15 protein-coding genes are annotated in these 16,587 nt (G+C 59.7%); 8 read left to right on the plus strand and 7 right to left on the minus strand.

Features of this window, described 5'->3' with window-relative positions; translation table 11 throughout:
* Positions 1 to 55 precede the first annotated feature (55 nt).
* Together pcaF and orn are read right to left on the minus strand one after the other, a co-directional pair.
* Positions 56 to 1,261: a 3-oxoadipyl-CoA thiolase gene (gene pcaF, locus QN370_RS07585; protein ID WP_322128466.1), complete on the minus strand. Its 1,206-nt coding sequence runs from the start codon at positions 1,259 to 1,261 to the stop codon at positions 56 to 58.
* A gap of 125 nt (positions 1,262 to 1,386) precedes the next feature.
* On the minus strand, positions 1,387 to 1,989 hold the full coding sequence (gene orn / locus QN370_RS07590) for an oligoribonuclease (RefSeq protein WP_322128467.1): 603 nt from the start codon (positions 1,987 to 1,989) through the stop codon (positions 1,387 to 1,389).
* Between the two features lie 56 nt (positions 1,990 to 2,045).
* Here orn and QN370_RS07595 point away from each other — a divergent pair, with 56 nt between their 5' ends.
* From QN370_RS07595 to QN370_RS07630, 8 genes are all read left to right on the plus strand, one after another.
* On the plus strand, positions 2,046 to 3,311 hold the full coding sequence (locus QN370_RS07595; RefSeq protein WP_322128468.1) for a M48 family metallopeptidase: 1,266 nt from the start codon (positions 2,046 to 2,048) through the stop codon (positions 3,309 to 3,311).
* A gap of 5 nt (positions 3,312 to 3,316) precedes the next feature.
* A complete protein-coding gene (locus QN370_RS07600) occupies positions 3,317 to 3,664 on the plus strand; it encodes a 4a-hydroxytetrahydrobiopterin dehydratase (protein ID WP_322128469.1) in 348 nt (115 codons plus the stop codon).
* 3 nt (positions 3,665 to 3,667) lie between these two features.
* Positions 3,668 to 4,573 (plus strand): ribosome small subunit-dependent GTPase A, encoded by a 906-nt coding sequence (rsgA, locus tag QN370_RS07605; protein ID WP_322128470.1) that lies wholly within the window; start codon positions 3,668 to 3,670, stop codon positions 4,571 to 4,573.
* Positions 4,574 to 5,197: 624 nt separating this feature from the next.
* The gene (argF, locus tag QN370_RS07610) at positions 5,198 to 6,109 is read left to right on the plus strand and encodes an ornithine carbamoyltransferase (protein WP_322128471.1); all 912 of its coding nucleotides are present in this window, start codon (positions 5,198 to 5,200) and stop codon (positions 6,107 to 6,109) included.
* Between the two features lie 61 nt (positions 6,110 to 6,170).
* Complete coding sequence (locus QN370_RS07615; protein ID WP_322128472.1) at positions 6,171 to 7,403, plus strand: argininosuccinate synthase; 1,233 nt, start codon at positions 6,171 to 6,173, stop codon at positions 7,401 to 7,403.
* A gap of 75 nt (positions 7,404 to 7,478) precedes the next feature.
* Positions 7,479 to 7,793, plus strand: a complete 315-nt coding sequence (locus tag QN370_RS07620; RefSeq protein WP_322128473.1) for a pyrimidine/purine nucleoside phosphorylase — start codon at positions 7,479 to 7,481, stop codon at positions 7,791 to 7,793.
* Between the two features lie 83 nt (positions 7,794 to 7,876).
* Positions 7,877 to 8,248 carry a helix-turn-helix domain-containing protein gene (locus QN370_RS07625; protein ID WP_322128474.1) on the plus strand — a complete coding sequence of 124 codons (372 nt, stop codon included), beginning with the start codon at positions 7,877 to 7,879 and terminating at the stop codon, positions 8,246 to 8,248.
* Positions 8,232 to 9,509, plus strand: a complete 1,278-nt coding sequence (locus tag QN370_RS07630; RefSeq protein ID WP_322128475.1) for a HipA domain-containing protein — start codon at positions 8,232 to 8,234, stop codon at positions 9,507 to 9,509. The genes QN370_RS07625 and QN370_RS07630 overlap by 17 nt, the downstream gene beginning before the upstream one ends.
* A gap of 56 nt (positions 9,510 to 9,565) precedes the next feature.
* Here the strand turns inward: QN370_RS07630 and QN370_RS07635 are convergent, their stop codons facing one another.
* The 5 genes from QN370_RS07635 to murB form a co-directional block, all read right to left on the minus strand.
* Positions 9,566 to 10,732, minus strand: coding sequence for an iron-containing alcohol dehydrogenase (locus QN370_RS07635; RefSeq protein WP_322128476.1), 1,167 nt, complete (start codon positions 10,730 to 10,732; stop codon positions 9,566 to 9,568).
* Between the two features lie 64 nt (positions 10,733 to 10,796).
* Positions 10,797 to 13,412 carry an EAL domain-containing protein gene (locus tag QN370_RS07640; protein ID WP_322128477.1) on the minus strand — a complete coding sequence of 872 codons (2,616 nt, stop codon included), beginning with the start codon at positions 13,410 to 13,412 and terminating at the stop codon, positions 10,797 to 10,799.
* A 10-nt stretch (positions 13,413 to 13,422) separates the two neighbouring features.
* On the minus strand, positions 13,423 to 13,863 hold the full coding sequence (locus QN370_RS07645; RefSeq protein ID WP_322128478.1) for a response regulator: 441 nt from the start codon (positions 13,861 to 13,863) through the stop codon (positions 13,423 to 13,425).
* Positions 13,860 to 15,302 carry a CHASE3 domain-containing protein gene (locus QN370_RS07650; RefSeq protein ID WP_322128479.1) on the minus strand — a complete coding sequence of 481 codons (1,443 nt, stop codon included), beginning with the start codon at positions 15,300 to 15,302 and terminating at the stop codon, positions 13,860 to 13,862. Before QN370_RS07650 ends, QN370_RS07645 begins: the two co-directional genes overlap by 4 nt.
* A gap of 104 nt (positions 15,303 to 15,406) precedes the next feature.
* Complete coding sequence (murB, locus tag QN370_RS07655; RefSeq protein WP_322128480.1) at positions 15,407 to 16,477, minus strand: UDP-N-acetylmuramate dehydrogenase; 1,071 nt, start codon at positions 16,475 to 16,477, stop codon at positions 15,407 to 15,409.
* Positions 16,478 to 16,587: the final 110 nt, after the last annotated feature.

A 16,587-nucleotide genomic window follows, 5' to 3' on the forward strand; every position in this document is an offset into this window, starting at 1 on the left:
TTGAACGGTGCAATAACCGAAGGGCATTGCACCGAATGCACCGACACCCTCCGCATCAAACCCGTTCGATAATCAACGCAATCCCCTGCCCGACACCAATGCACATCGTGCACAACGCGTACCTGCCCTGCGTCTGATGCAACTGGTTGATCGCGGTGGTGACCAGCCGGGCACCCGACGCACCCAGCGGATGACCCAGCGCAATCGCGCCACCATTCGGATTGACACGCGGGTCGTCATCCTGCAAACCCAGGTCGCGCATGACCGCCAGTCCCTGCGCGGCAAACGCTTCATTCAATTCGATCACATCCATCTGATCCATCGTCATGCCGGCCTGTACCAGCACCTTGCGCGCGGCCGGCGCCGGGCCGATGCCCATGATGCGCGGTGGCACACCGGCGGTCGCCATCGCAATCACGCGCGCTTTTGGCACCAGGCCATTCTTGAGCGCGGTACGTTCATCGGCCAGCAACAGCGCGCACGCGCCATCGTTGATGCCGGAAGAATTCCCGGCGGTGACGGTGCCGTCCGGACGGACGATCGGTTTGAGTTTGGCCAGCACTTCGGCAGTCGTGGCACGCGGATGTTCGTCTTGCGTGATGATCAGCGGCTCGCCATTTTTTTGGGCCAGCGTGACGGGCGTGATTTCGGCATCAAAGAAACCGGAGAACTGTGCGGCCAGTGCCTTGCGCTGCGAGTTGAGCGCCATGCGGTCTTGCGCGGCACGATCGATGCCGAATTCGGCGGCGACATTTTCGGCGGTCTCGGGCATCGAGTCGACGCCGTACTGGGCCTTCATCAGCTTGTTAATGAAGCGCCAGCCGATGGTGGTATCAAACAATTGGGTGTCGCGGGCAAAGGCGCTGCCGGCCTTGCCCATCACAAACGGTGCGCGGCTCATCGATTCGACCCCGCCGGCGATCATCATGCTGGCATCGCCCGAACGGATTGCGCGAGCGGCCGTACCGATCGCATCGAGACCCGATCCGCACAAGCGGTTGATGGTGGCACCCGACACGCCGACCGGCATCCCGGCCAGCAGCGACGCCATGCGGGCGACGTTGCGATTGTCTTCGCCGGCCTGGTTGGCACAACCCAATAGCACGTCATTAACTTGTTCCCAATCGACCGACGGATTGCGCACCATCAGCGCGGCCAGCGGGATGGCGCCGAGGTCGTCGGCGCGGATTGCGGAGAGGCTGCCGCCGTAGCGGCCGAAGGGGGTGCGAATGGCATCGCAAATAAAAGCTTGAGTGAACATGATTCTCCTTGCTGAAAACCGTCAATCGGGTGCGCTTGCCCTGTGGCGACCGGAAGCCGCTCGCGTGGGCACAGTAGGCACAGTGGGCACAACGTCGCACCCACCCTACCTGAAATCGACCGGCTTTACAGTTTGATGAAGTGCTCGCGGTAGTAGCGCAGCTCTTCGATCGATTCAATGATGTCGGCCAAGGCCGTGTGTTTCTGGTGTTTCTTGAAGCCGCTGGCCAGTTCCGGCTTCCAGCGCTTGCACAATTCCTTGAGCGTCGAGACATCCAGATTGCGATAGTGAAAGAACGCTTCCAGCTTCGGCATGCCGCGCGCCATGAAGCGCCGGTCCTGACAAATCGAATTGCCGCACATCGGCGATTTACCGGCAGGTACGAAATCTTTCAGGAAAGTAATCAACGCTGCTTCGGCGTCGGCTTCGGTCACCGTGGAAGCCTTGACCCGTTCGATCAGGCCGGAGCGTCCGTGGGTACCCTTGTTCCAGTTATCCATCCCATCGAGCGCGGCGTCGGACTGATGAATCGCAAACACCGGGCCCTGACCCAGGATGTTGAGCTCGGAGTCGGTGACGACGACGGCGACTTCGATGATGCGGTCGTTCTCCGGATCGAGACCGGTCATTTCCATGTCGAGCCAAACCAGGTTGAATTCATTGGTGCGCAGTGGCACGGCAGCTGTTGCTGTGACCGGTGCAGTTTGCGGCTCAGTCGGTTGTGACATAATCGTTTCCCTTCGCGTTGGCATTTTTCAGCGGGTCATTTTCTCACAGGAAAAGCATGGGCTCATTCGGGTTTTCAATTTTGTTTGTCGGTGTTTTGCTGCTCACGGTCGGCCTGCGCTTCTGGCTCGCGACCCGTCAAATCCGGCACATTGCCACCCACCGTAACACCGTACCGGAGCAGTTCGCGTCCAGCATCTCGCTGGCCTCGCATCAGAAAGCGGCTGATTACACGATCGCCAAAACACGCTTCGGCCTGCTCATGCTGATGGTCAGCAGTTCGGTACTGGTTTGCTTCACGCTGATGGGCGGACTGCAATTATTGTCCGTGCTGGTGCTGCAGGCAACCGGTCCCGGCATGCTTTATCAGATCGCGCTGCTGAGCGCCTTCGTGCTCATTAGCGGCCTGATCGATCTGCCTTTCGACTACTACAAAAAATTCGTGATCGAGCAGCGCTTCGGCTTCAACAAGATGACGCCCGGCCTGTTTTTTGCCGACATGATCAAAGGCGTGTTGCTCGGTGCGGCCATCGGCCTGCCGCTGGTCTGGGTAATCCTGACGCTCATGGAGCAATCCGGCGCACTATGGTGGCTCTATGCCTGGCTGGTCTGGAGCGGTTTCCAGTTGCTGATGCTGGTGCTGTATCCGACCGTCATTGCCCCGTTGTTCAACAAGTTCACGCCACTGGCCGACGAGAGTCTGAAGAGCCGCATCGAAGGCCTGATGCAGCGCGTCGGCTTTGCCTCGCAAGGCTTGTTCGTGATGGATGGCTCGAAGCGCAGTGCCCACGGCAATGCGTATTTTTCGGGCTTTGGTGCGGCCAAGCGCATCGTCTTTTTCGATACCCTGCTATCGCGTCTGGCTCCTCCCGAAATTGAAGCGGTGCTGGCGCATGAGCTGGGCCACTTCAAGCTCAAGCACATCGTCAAGCGCATCGCGATGATGTTCGCGCTGTCGCTGGCGTTTCTGGCGCTGCTCGGCTATCTGAAAAATCAGGTCTGGTTCTACAACGGACTGGGCGTCGAACCGAGCCTGTTCGTCAGTAACGATGCGATGGCGCTGATCCTGTTCATGCTGGTGCTGCCGGTATTCACGTTCGTGTTCGGACCGCTGACTTCGATCAGTTCGCGCAAGCACGAGTTTGAAGCCGATGCCTTTGCTGCCACCCATTCCAACGCCCGCGACCTGGTCTCGGCGCTGGTCAAACTGTACGAAGACAATGCCTCGACCCTCACGCCGGACCCGCTGCATTCCGCCTTCTATGACTCCCATCCCTCGGCCACCATGCGCATCAACAAGCTGCTGGCCACCCCGACAAGGTGAATTCCATGACCCTGACTGATCTGCTCGAAAAAAAATGCCTGCCTGAAGTACCGGCCCTGCCTCCCGCCGAGGTCACGTCCCTGCTCGCCCTGCTCGACAACTGGCACCTCGCCGACGGCAAGATTGTGCGCGCATTCGACTGCAAGAATTACTACGACACGCTGTCCTTCATCAATGCCATCGCTTACGTGATCCACGCCGAAAACCACCATCCGGAACTGGTCGTGACCTACAACCGCTGCGTCGTCAAATTCGATACCCACTCGGTCAACGACGGCCGCGGCGGTCTCTCGATCAACGACTTCGTTTGCGCGGCGAAGATCGATACGATCTTTCAGCAGTCGTTTTCCTGATCGATGGCCAAGCTGCCTGAATTGATCGACGCCACCATCATCGCGGCCCATGGCCGCCATTATCTGGCGCACGCCGATGGGCTCAAGCTGCAATGCGTTACCCGCGGCAAGAAGAGCGATGTCGCCGTCGGCGATATCGTGCGCGTGGCACTGACCTCGCCCAACCAGGGCGTGATCGAATCGATCACCGAACGCACCTCGCTGCTGTACCGCTCGGACCAGTACAAGTCCAAGCTGCTGGCAGCCAATGTCACACAACTATTCATCGTGGTAGCGACCGAGCCGGGCTTCTCGGACGATCTGGTCTCGCGTTCACTGGTCGCCGCCGAAGCAGCCGGCATCCAGGCACACCTGATCCTCAACAAAATCGACGTCACCGAATCGCTGCCAAAAACCCGCACGCGGCTCGCGCAATATGCGCGACTCGGTTATCCGGTGCACGAGGTCTCGGCACGCGCCGCGCCGGAAGCCGCAGTGGCGACGCTGTTACCGCTGCTGCAGGGACAGTCGACGATCCTGATCGGCCAGTCCGGCATGGGCAAATCATCACTGATTAACCTGCTGGTGCCGGACGCCGACATCGCAGTGCGCGAGATTTCCGCCGCACTCGATACCGGCAAACATACGACAACCTTCACGCGGCTCTACAACATCGGTGACACGTCGACGGCGATCATCGACTCACCGGGCTTCCAGGAATTCGGTTTATATCATTTGTCGGAGGGAATGCTGGAGCGTGCGTTTCCGGAATTTGAACCGTTGCTGGGCAAGTGCAAATACTACAATTGTCATCACCTCACCGAACCGAGCTGCACGGTACTCGCGGCGCTGGCGGCTGGCGAGATCCTGCCGTACCGGCATGCGTTGTATGTGCAGTTGCTGCATGAGTCGTCGCAGAAGTTGTATTAAGGCGGGGGCGTTTCAGTCGGCTCAGATAGTGCATTCGGTGCAATGCCCTGCGGTAACTGAGGGAGCGACTACGGTTTGCTTTTTCCTGTGGTCGCGAACCACCATCGGTAGCAACCAGGGTCAGAGTTTTTTTTCGCAGGCCTTATCGCGAAAATTACTCTGACCCTGGTTGCGAGTTCGGAGCGCTTGCCATTCAATTTCGCAGCTGCGGTTGCTTGAGTGTTAGCCACTCCGTCATGACCTAGCCGGGGGCGGCCCGGCAGCCGGACCGGCATGCGGTCCCTTCTTTTTGCTTCGCCAAAAAGAAGTAACCAAGAAAAAGGCGACCGCGAGACTGCTGCCCTTCGGGTTCCCAAAAACGGTAGTCAGCCAAGGGGAGGGTCGCAAACTCGCTTCGCTCAGACATGCGCCCCTCTTATCCCTTGCCTGACTACCGTTTTTGGCAGCTGTCTCAATGCGGAACAAATCAAAGTCAACTGCCAAGTCAAAATCAACTTCAACTTCAACTTCAACATCAAAACCATTCCCCCAACCTTCATCGAATCGGCTTTTCTCCCACCCTATCCTTTATAATTACCGATTCCCTTTTCGGCAACCGGCAGCGTTCCATCGTCGATTTCAACTATGTCCATCAAACATTTCCTGCAGTTTTCCGACCTCACGCTTTCCGAGTTCGAATACCTGATCGAGCGCACTCGCTTCATCAAGCACAAGTTCAAGAAATATGAGCCGTACCATCCGCTGCTGGACCGCACGCTGGTGATGGTCTTTGAAAAAAATTCGACGCGCACTCGTCTGTCTTTTGAAGCTGGCATGCACCAGCTCGGCGGCGCGGCGATTTATCTCAATACGCGTGATAGCCAGTTGGGACGCGGTGAGCCGGTTGAGGATGCGGCGCAAGTGATGTCGCGCATGTGCGATGTGATCATGGTGCGGACCTTCGGCCAGGACATCATCGAACGCTTTGCCGCCAATTCGCGCGTGCCGGTCATCAATGGCCTGACCAATGAATACCATCCGTGCCAGGTACTGGCCGATGTGTTCACGTTCATCGAACAACGTGGCTCGATTGCCGGCAAGACCGTGGCCTGGATTGGCGACGCCAACAACATGCTGTACTCGTGGTTGCAAGCGGCCGATGTGTTCGGGTTTCATGTCAATGTCTCGACCCCGGCTGGCTACGATATCGATCCTGCGCTGGTCGCTGACACCAATACCCATTACACGCTGTTCGCCAAGCCGGCTGATGCCTGCGATGGTGCCCATCTGGTGACGACCGATGTCTGGACCAGCATGGGTTACGAGGAAGAAAATAACGCGCGTCTGAAAGCCTTCGATGGCTGGATTGTCGACGCTGCCAAGATGCAGCGCGCACAACCCGATGCGCTGTTCATGCATTGCCTGCCCGCGCATCGCGGCGAAGAAGTCAGCGCCGACGTCATCGATGGTCCGCAATCGGTGGTCTGGGATGAAGCCGAAAACCGCTTGCATGTGCAAAAGGCTTTGCTCGAATATCTGGTGCTTGGTCGGGTTTGAACCCTTGCCGGGCAGGTAACGTGCGACATCGAATAATTATTGATTGAAAGAAGAGATAAAAATGAGCGATACCAAGAAAGTCGTCCTGGCCTATTCCGGTGGCCTGGACACCTCGGTCATTCTGAAATGGCTGCAAGATAACTACCAGTGCGAAATCGTCACCTTCACCGCCGACCTCGGCCAGGGCGAAGAACTCGAACCAGCGCGCCAGAAAGCACTCAAGTTCGGTATCAAGCCGGAGAACATCCACATCGACGACGTGCGCGAAGAATTCGTGCGCGACTTCGTCTTCCCGATGTTTCGTGCCAATACCGTCTATGAAGGCGAGTACCTGCTCGGCACCTCGATCGCGCGTCCGCTGATCGCCAAGCGCCTGATCGAAATCGCCCGCGAAAGCGGTGCCGACACGATCTCGCACGGAGCCACCGGCAAGGGCAATGACCAGGTCCGCTTCGAGCTCGGTGCCTACGCACTGATGCCGAACGTGAAGATCATCGCACCATGGCGCGAATGGGATTTGCTGTCACGCGAGAAGCTGCTGAAATACGCCGAAGACGCCGGCATCGCCGTCGACATGAAGCACAAGAATGGTGGCGCGCCATACTCGATGGACGCCAACCTGCTGCACATCAGCTTTGAAGGCCGTCACCTCGAAAACCCGAGTGCCGAAGCCGAAGAAGCGATGTGGCGCTGGACCGTCAGCCCGGAAGCCGCACCGGACCAGGCCGAGTATCTCGACGTTGAATACGAAAAAGGCGACATCGTTGCGCTCAACGGCGTACGCATGACGCCAGCGGTCGTGCTGACCGAACTCAACCGCGTCGGTGGCAAGCATGGCATCGGTCGTCTTGATCTGGTCGAGAACCGCTACGTCGGCATGAAGTCACGCGGCTGCTACGAAACCCCGGGCGGCACCATCATGCTGCGCGCGCACCGCGCCATCGAATCGATCACGCTGGACCGCGAAGTCGCGCATCTGAAAGATGACCTGATGCCGCGCTACGCCTCGATGATTTACAACGGTTACTGGTGGTCGCCCGAGCGCGTCGCGCTGCAAACGCTGATCGACCATACGCAGCAATGCGTCAACGGCTGGGTCCGCCTGAAGCTCTACAAGGGCAACGTCATCGTGGTCGCACGCGACTCCAAGACCGACTCGCTGTTCGACATGAAAATCTCGACCTTCGACGAAGACGGCGGTGCCTATAACCAGGCCGATGCTGGCGGGTTCATCAAGCTCAACGCCTTGCGCATGCGCATCGCCGCGATCGCCCGCGAAAAACGCGGATCGTAAAAAAATCAAGCACAGCAAGCGGCCTTCGGGCCGCTTGTTTTTTATCTGCATAATCTGCACTTTGAAAGCGCCGCCATGTCCGACCACTTCGACAACGTCTCCGTCAACAAAAAAGCCAACCTGTACTTCGACGGCAAATGCGTATCGCACGCGATCACGTTTTCCGACGGCACCAAAAAAACCCTGGGCGTGATTTTTCCATCGACGTTGACCTTCAACACCGGCGCACCGGAAATCATGGAAATCAATTCAGGCAAATGCCGCATCAAGCTAGCCGGCCAGAGCGAATGGCAAAGCTTCGAAGGCGGTCAGCGTTTCGACGTGGCCGGCAATTCCAGCTTCGAGATCGAGACCATCGAGACGCTGGATTACGTGTGTCATTTCGGCTAGGCGGCATCGCTACGTCACGTCACCCGACATCAATTTGTCCGATTAATTAGACAAGTCAGCTTTCTTTGTCTACTCTATCGGACATGAAGACCTCTCCTTCCCTGCCTTTTCCTGCCGTTGCCCGCAAGCTGCGCGCATTTGGCCAGCGCTTGCGGGCAGCGCGCTTACGCCGCGAAATTTCGACCATCCTGTTTTGCGAACGCATCAATGTCTCGCGCGATACCTTGCACCGGATGGAAAAAGGCGACTGGTCCATTGCCATCGGCACTTACATGCGCGCGCTGCGCGTGCTGGGACTTGATGACGACCTCGACACGCTGGCAGCTGATGATGTCCTCGGACGCAAGCTGCAAGACTTGCAACTGCCAACACGCAAAACCCGGGGGGTGCGCAAGGCATCGGCAACTGCTCCGCTTGATGATCCGTCCGGAGGCAGCGATGGCACCTCCGACTAATGGAAAAGGCGCTGCGCGCGACGCTTTCCAGGTCCATCTCGATGCGGCGGAACTCGGTGTGATGCAGCAGGTTGGCACGCTGTATCGGAACGCGTCTGTGACGGCGATGCCTGCGGTCTTCGAGTACGCCAGCAACTGGCTCTCGCATCCGTCACGCTTCATGCTGGATCCGCGCCTGGACTTGTACAGGGGCGACCAGTATCCAGCGAGTGGCACCGGCAGCTTCGGCATTTTCCTGGACTCCGCACCGGATCGGTGGGGCCGCATGCTCATGGAACGCCGGGAAGCAGCCGACGCCGACCGGGAACAGCGTCCGATGCGAACCTTGCATGAAATCGACTTCCTGCTCGGCGTGCATGACACGGCGCGCATGGGAGCGCTGCGTTTCAAGACCTCGGACGAAGGACCTTACCTGGCATCGCATGACAACCCGGCACCGCCCGTGACCACTCTGCAGGCGCTTTCCGCCATTAGCGCCAAGCTGGAAGAGCCGGGTGCCGAAACACTGCCCGAGTACCTGCAATGGCTCTCCATGCTCATTGCGCCGGGCTCGTCGCTCGGTGGTGCGCGACCAAAAGCGAATTTCACCGACACGGACGGCACGCTCTGGTTCGCCAAATTCCCCTCACGCGAGGACCGGGCTGATGTCGGCGCATGGGAATACCTGTTGCACGGACTGGCAAAACAAGCCGGCATCTGGGTACCACCGTCACGGCTGGCTGCTTTTTCAGGCCCCTACCGGACCTTCTGTGTTGCGCGCTTCGATCGCCTGGACAACAGCCGCCGGTTGTTCGTGTCGGCGATGACGCTGCTCGAACGCCAGGACGGCCAGCACCCTCCCGCCAGCTATCTCGATATGGCCGAATTCCTGTCGGACGAAGGTGCCCGCAATCACATCGCCATCGGTCTGGCACAGTTATACCGGCGCGTGATCTTCAATGTCATGACCGGCAACCGCGACGACCATTTACGTAACCACGGCTTCCTCCGTACCTCCACCGGCTGGACTCTGGCACCAGCCTTTGACATGAATCCGAATCCCTACAAGGCCGAGCACGCCCTGACGCTCGATGGCAGCGTCGCCTCGCCCAGTCTCGCGGCAGTGCGCCAGACCGCCGAACTGTATCGACTGACGGTCAAAGAATCACAGGAGATCGAAAGCCAGGTCCAGGCCAGCGTGCACCACTGGAAAACAGCCGCACTGACACTCGACCTGCCGCGCGCCGAGATCCTCATGATGAGCAATGTCATCCAGGCCTGACACTCCCAGCTTCGACATCGACACCATCGCGAAGCGGGATGACGACTGACCACCGCTTAATACGCCGCCGTATAAATCGCCAGCGCATCGGCCTCGGTCACTTCGCGCGGGTTGTTCGTCAATAGCCGCTGCTGCTTCATGGCATCGGCTGCCAGCATCGGCAAATCCGTCAGGGCGACACCGACATCACGTAACCGGCGCGTGACTTTGGTGGCAACCGCCAGGCGGTCCAGATGATCGATCAGGACGGCGGTTTTGGTGGCATGGTCAGCACCGGCCGGCATCGGTTCGGTGACAATCCAGTCGGCGATATCGGCATACAGGTGCGCGGCAGCCGGGGCATTGAAGCGCAGCACATGCGGCAACACCAGTGCATTCGACAAGCCATGCGGCACATGGAAATGACCACCTAACGGGTAGGCCAGTGCATGGACGGCAGCGACCGGCGCGTTCGAGAAGGCTTGCCCGGCCAGCGTCGCGCCGAGCAGCATGGCTTCGCGTGCAGCGCGATCGCTACCATCGTTGCAGGCGGTAACGATATGCGCCGACAGCAGTGTCAGCGCTTTTTGCGCCAGCATGTCCGACAGCGGATTTTTCAGGCGGGCGCTGGTGTAGGCTTCGATCGCATGGACCATCGCATCAATGCCGGTGGCGGCCGTGGCGGCAGGCGGCAAACCCAGTGTCAGTTCGGCGTCGAGGATGGCCAGGTCGGCGATGAGCAGCGGCGAGACGACACCGCTCTTGGTCGTGGCACCCGTCGTGACGATCGAGATGGCCGTGACTTCGGAGCCGGTACCCGCCGTGGTGGGCACCTGCACCAGTGGCAGGCGCGGACCGGCGACGTTGCCGATGCCGTACATGGCGTCGAGCGGCTGCGTCGAGGCAACCAGCACCGCGATCAGCTTGGCCACATCCATCGACGAACCACCGCCAAGACCGACCACCAGCTCGGCGCGGGCATCGCGCGCACGTTGCGCGGCCGCCAGCACGATCTGATCCGGTGGATCGGCGACGACATCATCAATCACTTGTACCTCGAAACCGGCTGCGGCGAGGCTGGCCAGCGTCGGGCTGAGCAAGCCGCTGCGATGCAAAAAACTGTCGGTGACGAGGCACAGGCGCGTCACGGCAAAGCGCTTGCGCAGCAATTCACCGAGCTTGCGGGCCGCGCCGAATTCGACGATCAGCGACGGGACGGTAGTAAATTCAAAAGCATTGGTCATGCGGCTATCCTGGTAGTCAGTCTGGAACGTGCGCATCTGCGCGCTGGGGGAAACATCCTGTGCATCACACCGACTCTAGCATCCTTGCCAGCGCATCGGCTGGCACACCCGGACTGAATAAAAATCCCTGCATCTGGTCACACCCCATCAGCGTGAGTTGATCGCGCTGTGCGACCGTCTCGACGCCTTCCGCAACAACGTGCAATTTCAGCGCATGGGCCAGCGAAATGATGGTCACAACGATGGCCAGATTTTCGCTGCTGGTGGTCATCGCGGTGATGAACGAGCGGTCAATCTTGAGTGTGTCGATCGGCAACCGGGCGAGGTAACCGAGCGATGAATAGCCGGTACCAAAATCATCAATGGCAACCGTCATGCCGGCATCGCGCAGCAACGCCAGCTTGTCGCGCGCCAGATGCGAACTGGCGTCATCCATGAACAGGCTTTCGGTAATCTCGATCTCCAGTTGCGCGCACGGATGCTGCGCCTGAATGGCCATCACGCGGGCCACGAAGTCCTTTTCACGGATCTGCAGCTGCGAGACATTGACCGCGATGCGCGGTACCTGCAAGCCTTGCATTTGCCAGCTGGCGTGTTGCCGATGCGCTTCGGCAATCACCCAGAGACCGACTTCAACAATCAGTCCCGTGTCTTCCAGCACCTGGATGAACTGGAATGGCGAGACCAGTCCGACGCCCGGCTCCTGCCAGCGGATCAGCGCTTCCATACCGACGATGCGGCCACTGCGCAAGTCGACCTTGGGCTGGTAGTGCAGCACGAATTGCTGCTCGGCCAGCGCCCGGTGCAGGCGATTTTCGAGCGACAGTTTTTCAGCCGTTCGGGCATTCATTTCGGCCGTGTAAAACAGATAGCGCAGCTTGGCCGCACGCGCGTCCTTCATCGCTGCTTCGGCATTGCGCAGCAGGCTGTCGCTGTCGCGGCCATCGTTAGGAAACAGCGCAATGCCCGCACGCACCGACAAACGGATTGCCTTGCCACCCATCTGCAGCGGCTCGCCCAGCAGGCTGGCAAGCTCGCCCTCGATCAGATGCACGACCTCGGTTTCGCTACGATAGTCCTTGAGGACAAAGGCGAACATATCAGCACCGATACGCGCGAGGTAACCCGGATCAGGCAGGTAACCACGCAAACGACGCGCCAGCAAACGCAAGACGTCGTCACCGGCGGCGCGACCATACGTCTCGTTAATATGGCGAAAGCGCTCGACATCGATCAACACCAGCGCAATGCGCTCGGCCGACGCCGAGACGTCATAGGGCAACAACTGGCCAATCCGGTCGAGGAACAAGACGCGATTGGGCAAGCCAGTCAACGCATCGAAATACGCGAGGTAATTGATGCGCTCCTCCTTGTCGATGACTGCATGCGAAAACGAGATATCGGCGGCCAGTTCAGCCAGCAGGTGCTGTTCGTCGTCACTGAAGGCATCGGGCTCGCTGGCCAGCAATGCCAGCACGCCGAACGGCTGCTGACCAATCATCAGCGGCACCACGAACGCGGAGCGATAACCTTGCTGCAGGAAGGCGTTACGCATCGGCGCGCCGGAACCGTCGTTGCGCAAATCATTGTTGACCGCACCCTGCTTGCTGCGCAGTGCGCAACCTACCAGCCCCTGACCGCTTGGCAACTCGCCGTCGGCACTGAAATCCACCGTCTTGAGGAACGCGGCATCGACTCCGGCCCAGGCCACGGGTCGCACTGCCAGCGTCGCCGGGTCCAGCAGGCCGATGATGGCACTGGTGAACTGGCCTTGCTCATGCGCGATCCGGCAGGCTTCATCGAGCAGCAGTTGCTTGTCATGCACGCGCAAAATCACGGAATTGATACTGCCGAGTATGGTGCGGATACGGATCATCCGCGCCAGTCGTTCTTCTTGCGCCTTGCGTTCGGACAGATCGCGAATGACACAGGAAGTCCAGCGCCCTTCGGCGGTATGCAACGGACTGAGGCTGACCTCGGCCGGGAACTGGCGGCCGTCGCAGCAACGCGCAATGAATTCGAGACTGATGCTGCTGCCCGGGGCGGCATTGGCGTCGGCATCGGCATCGGTATCGGTATCGGTATCGGTATCGGGCAGCATCGTGTGCCAGTGTGAAAACTGCGCACTGGCCAGCATCGCGCCATCGGTACCCAGCATCACCGTACGCGGATAGCCGAACAACGCTTCGGCCTGGGCATTGACGATCTCGATGCAGCCGTGCTGGTCGAACACCACGATTGCATGCGGCGCATAGTCGATCAGGTCACGAAACCGGGATTCGGCATGCAGGCGGGCAGCCCGGCCACGCGCCTCGTCGATGGCACGCAGTACCGCCGATGCCAGGCGCTGCAGATTGGTCTTGAGCAGATAGTCGACCGCGCCCTGCTTGAGTGCTTCGATCGCGGTGTCTTCGCCGATCGTGCCGGAAATAAAAATGAACGGTACCGCCGGATGCGACGCATTTGCCAGCGCCAGCGCACTGAGGCCATCGAAATGCGGCAACGAGAAATCCGACAGGATCACATCCGGCGTGCTGCAGGCCAGTTGCGCCATAAAATCTGCGCGGGTCTCGACCCGTACCGCACTGACGGCCATTCCGGCCCGGGTCAGTTCGCGCAGGATCAGCTCGGCTTCGGTGGCAACATCCTCCAGCAGCAGGATGTTTAGCGGCGCCTTCATCGCGAGAGACTCATGCCGGCACCTTGTTGACCAGCATCCAGTAGAACCCGGTATCGCTGACGACCTTGTCAAAATCAAAGGTATCGACCGGCTTGACGATGTAACTGTTGGCACCGAGGCGGTAACTCTCGACCATGTCGCGCTCCTCGGCTGACGACGTCAGCATGACCACCGGAACACTGTGCAGGGTCGGGTCGGCGCGAATGCGGCGCAGCACTTCGATGCCATCGACTTTCGGCATCTTCACGTCCAGCAGCACCAGCCTCGGCTTGCCGCTGGCGGTACCGGCAAACGTCCCTTCATGAAACAGGAAATCAATCGCTTCGCTGCCGTCCTTGACCCAGATCAGGTTGTTGGCCAGACCGCGCTTGCGCAGGGCCCGCATCGTCATTTCGGCATCGGTCGCGGTGTCTTCCGCGAGCAAAATATCGACTTGCTGGAATGTATTCATGCTGTGGTCTCCTGCTTCGGTAAGGCAAAATAAAATGTCGCACCCTGGTCCACCACCGCGTCGGCCCAGATGCGGCCACCATGCCGCGTGACAATGCGCTGGGCAATCGCGAGGCCGACCCCGGTGCCGGGAAACGCGTCGGCGGAATGCAGGCGCTGGAACACGCCAAACAGCTTGCCGTAATACTGCATGTCGAAACCGACACCGTTATCGGCAATGGTATAAATCGTTTCGGTCGCCCTGGCGATGCCACCAATACGAATGACTGGCGCGGCCCGCGTCGCACTGTACTTGAGTGCATTGGAGAGCAGATTGACCCAGACCTGCTGCAGCAGCGCAGGGTCACCCACACAGCGCGGCAGGTGGTCGATCTCGATGTGCGCCTGCAGATAATCCTCGCCGCGCTGCACTAGCCGGACCGCCGTGTCGACCACCGTGCGCATGTCGATGCGTTCTTGCTGCATCGCTTGCCGGCCGAAGCGCGAAAACGCCAGCAAGTCGTCAATGAGGTCACCCATGCGTTTGCTGTTATCACGAATCACCCCCAGCAAACGCAGCCCTTCGCTGTCGACCTGGTCGCCGTAATCTTCTTCAAACATGCGCGCGTAGCCGGAGACCGCACGTAACGGAATGCGCAAATCATGCGAGACCGAATAGCTGAAACTTTCGAGCTCCTTGTTGGTGGCTTCGAGTTGGGCAGCGCGTTGCGACAAGGCGTTGCTGGCCTCGATCAGCGCCAGGTCCGCAAGGCGACGTTTGCGGTTTTCCGCACGCAGCAACAGAAAAGCGCCGCCACTGGTGAGCGCACCGATCAGCGCACCCAGCCCGATCAGCAGGCTAGCGCGCAAGGCACTCTCCTCGGCCTCGATTTCACGTTCGGCCAGAAGCGTCTGCTCCGCTGCGATCATGCGCTGCGACTGTGTGCGGATCCGGTTCTGGATCTGGTCGCCGGTACCACCAATGACCAACGCCATCCCCGCTTCCGCATCCCTGTTGACACGACGGGTCTGCACCACCCGCCCGCCGATGGCCATTGCCTCGCGCGCCAGCGCCGCCAGCGCTGCCATATCAGACAACAGCGCTGGCTTACTGGTCATCAGCACATCGAGCTCGGCCAGTCGCAGTGGTAACGCACTCACGGCATCGTGATAGGGGAGCAGAAAGGAATCGTTGCCGGTAATGACAAATCCGCGCACCGCACTCTGGGCACCGGTGGTCAAGGCACTGATGTCACCGATGCGGTTGATGACGTCGTTGGTCTGCACGACAATGGCTGCGCGCTGCTTGAATTCGTACATGCTCGACAGCGAGATAATCGTTGTCAGCGTCAATGCCAGCAAGGTCGACGCGATCCCGATGACAGCTAGCGACGGAACAGGAACACGTTGCGCAAAGGCTGGCATCAGATACAGGTCTCCAAGTGCAATGAGGTTCGACATGAACCGATAAGTCTGTGAGTCTACAACTTAACATTTTTTTCTACTGATAAGTATCACCATCTCGGTCAAAGCAGCATGGACTTATCGTTGCTGCCCTCGTGGCGTCAGACAAACGTCGGTTCCGGCTCCAGTGGCACGCCAAAACGCTGCAGGACGTCGGCCTGAATGGCATGCGCCAGTTGCAGCACGTCGGCTCCGCGCGCCCCGCCCAGATTGACCAGTACCAGTGCCTGTTTGTGATAGACCCCAACCGGGCCCAGCGCACGTCCCTTCCAGCCGCATTGATCAATGAGCCAGCCCGCAGCCAGCTTGGCACTGCCGTCGGGCTGATCATGACTGACCAGTGCCGGATGCTGCGCCAGCAGCGCATCACGCTGCACGCGCGAGACCAGCGGATTCTTGAAGAAGCTGCCGGCGTTGCCGATGACAGCCGGGTCTGGCAATTTGCGCTGCCGGATCGCGATGACGGCAGCACTGACTTGCTGCATCGTGGGATCGGTGGTCTGCGCCAGCACAGTCGCCAGCTCGGCATAGCGCAGCTCGGGTTGCCATTGCCGTGGCAACGTGAAGGTGACGTCGACAATCACCGCGCGATCGCGCCAGTCGTGCTTGAAGATGCTGTCGCGATAGCCGAAGCGGCAACCGGCCCGGTCCAGCGTAAACAAGCATCCGCGTTCCAGGTCAAAGGCGGTTAGCGCATGAAAGTACCGCTCCATTTCGACACCATAGGCACCGATGTTCTGGATCGGTGCCGCGCCCACGGTGCCGGGAATGAGTGACAGGTTTTCCAGCCCGCCCAGCTGCCGCGCCAGCGTCCAGTTCACCAGCTCGTGCCAGCCCACGCCAGCGGCTGCACGCACCAGCGTGCACTGGTCATCCTGCCCGATGACTGCGATCCCGCGGCTGCAACTGTGCAGCACCAGACCATGAAAATCACCAGTCAGCACGAGATTGCTGCCCCCTCCCAGAATCAGGCGCGGCAACCGTGCCAGCACCGGATCAGCCTGCAGCGCGGCGTGCAGCCATTGCAGATCGGTGACACTGTGCAACGCCAGATAGCGCTCGGCCATCGCATCAATGCCAAAGGTATTGAGGGTGCGCAGCGAGAAATCCGGCTGAAGTGTCGGGGGCGGGATCGAATTCGGAGTCACAGTGGGAGTCAATGAGGAAGGCATGCGTGCAGTTTACCCATGCATCGACATAGCCACCTGTTTTTTTGTCCGTTAAAATGGTGACCAGCCCGGGAAATGGCCATCGCCCTTTCCCCGTCAACTCATCTGCAACG

This window comes from Actimicrobium sp. CCI2.3, assembly GCF_035019065.1.
In the GTDB taxonomy this organism is placed as follows: domain Bacteria; phylum Pseudomonadota; class Gammaproteobacteria; order Burkholderiales; family Burkholderiaceae_D; genus Actimicrobium.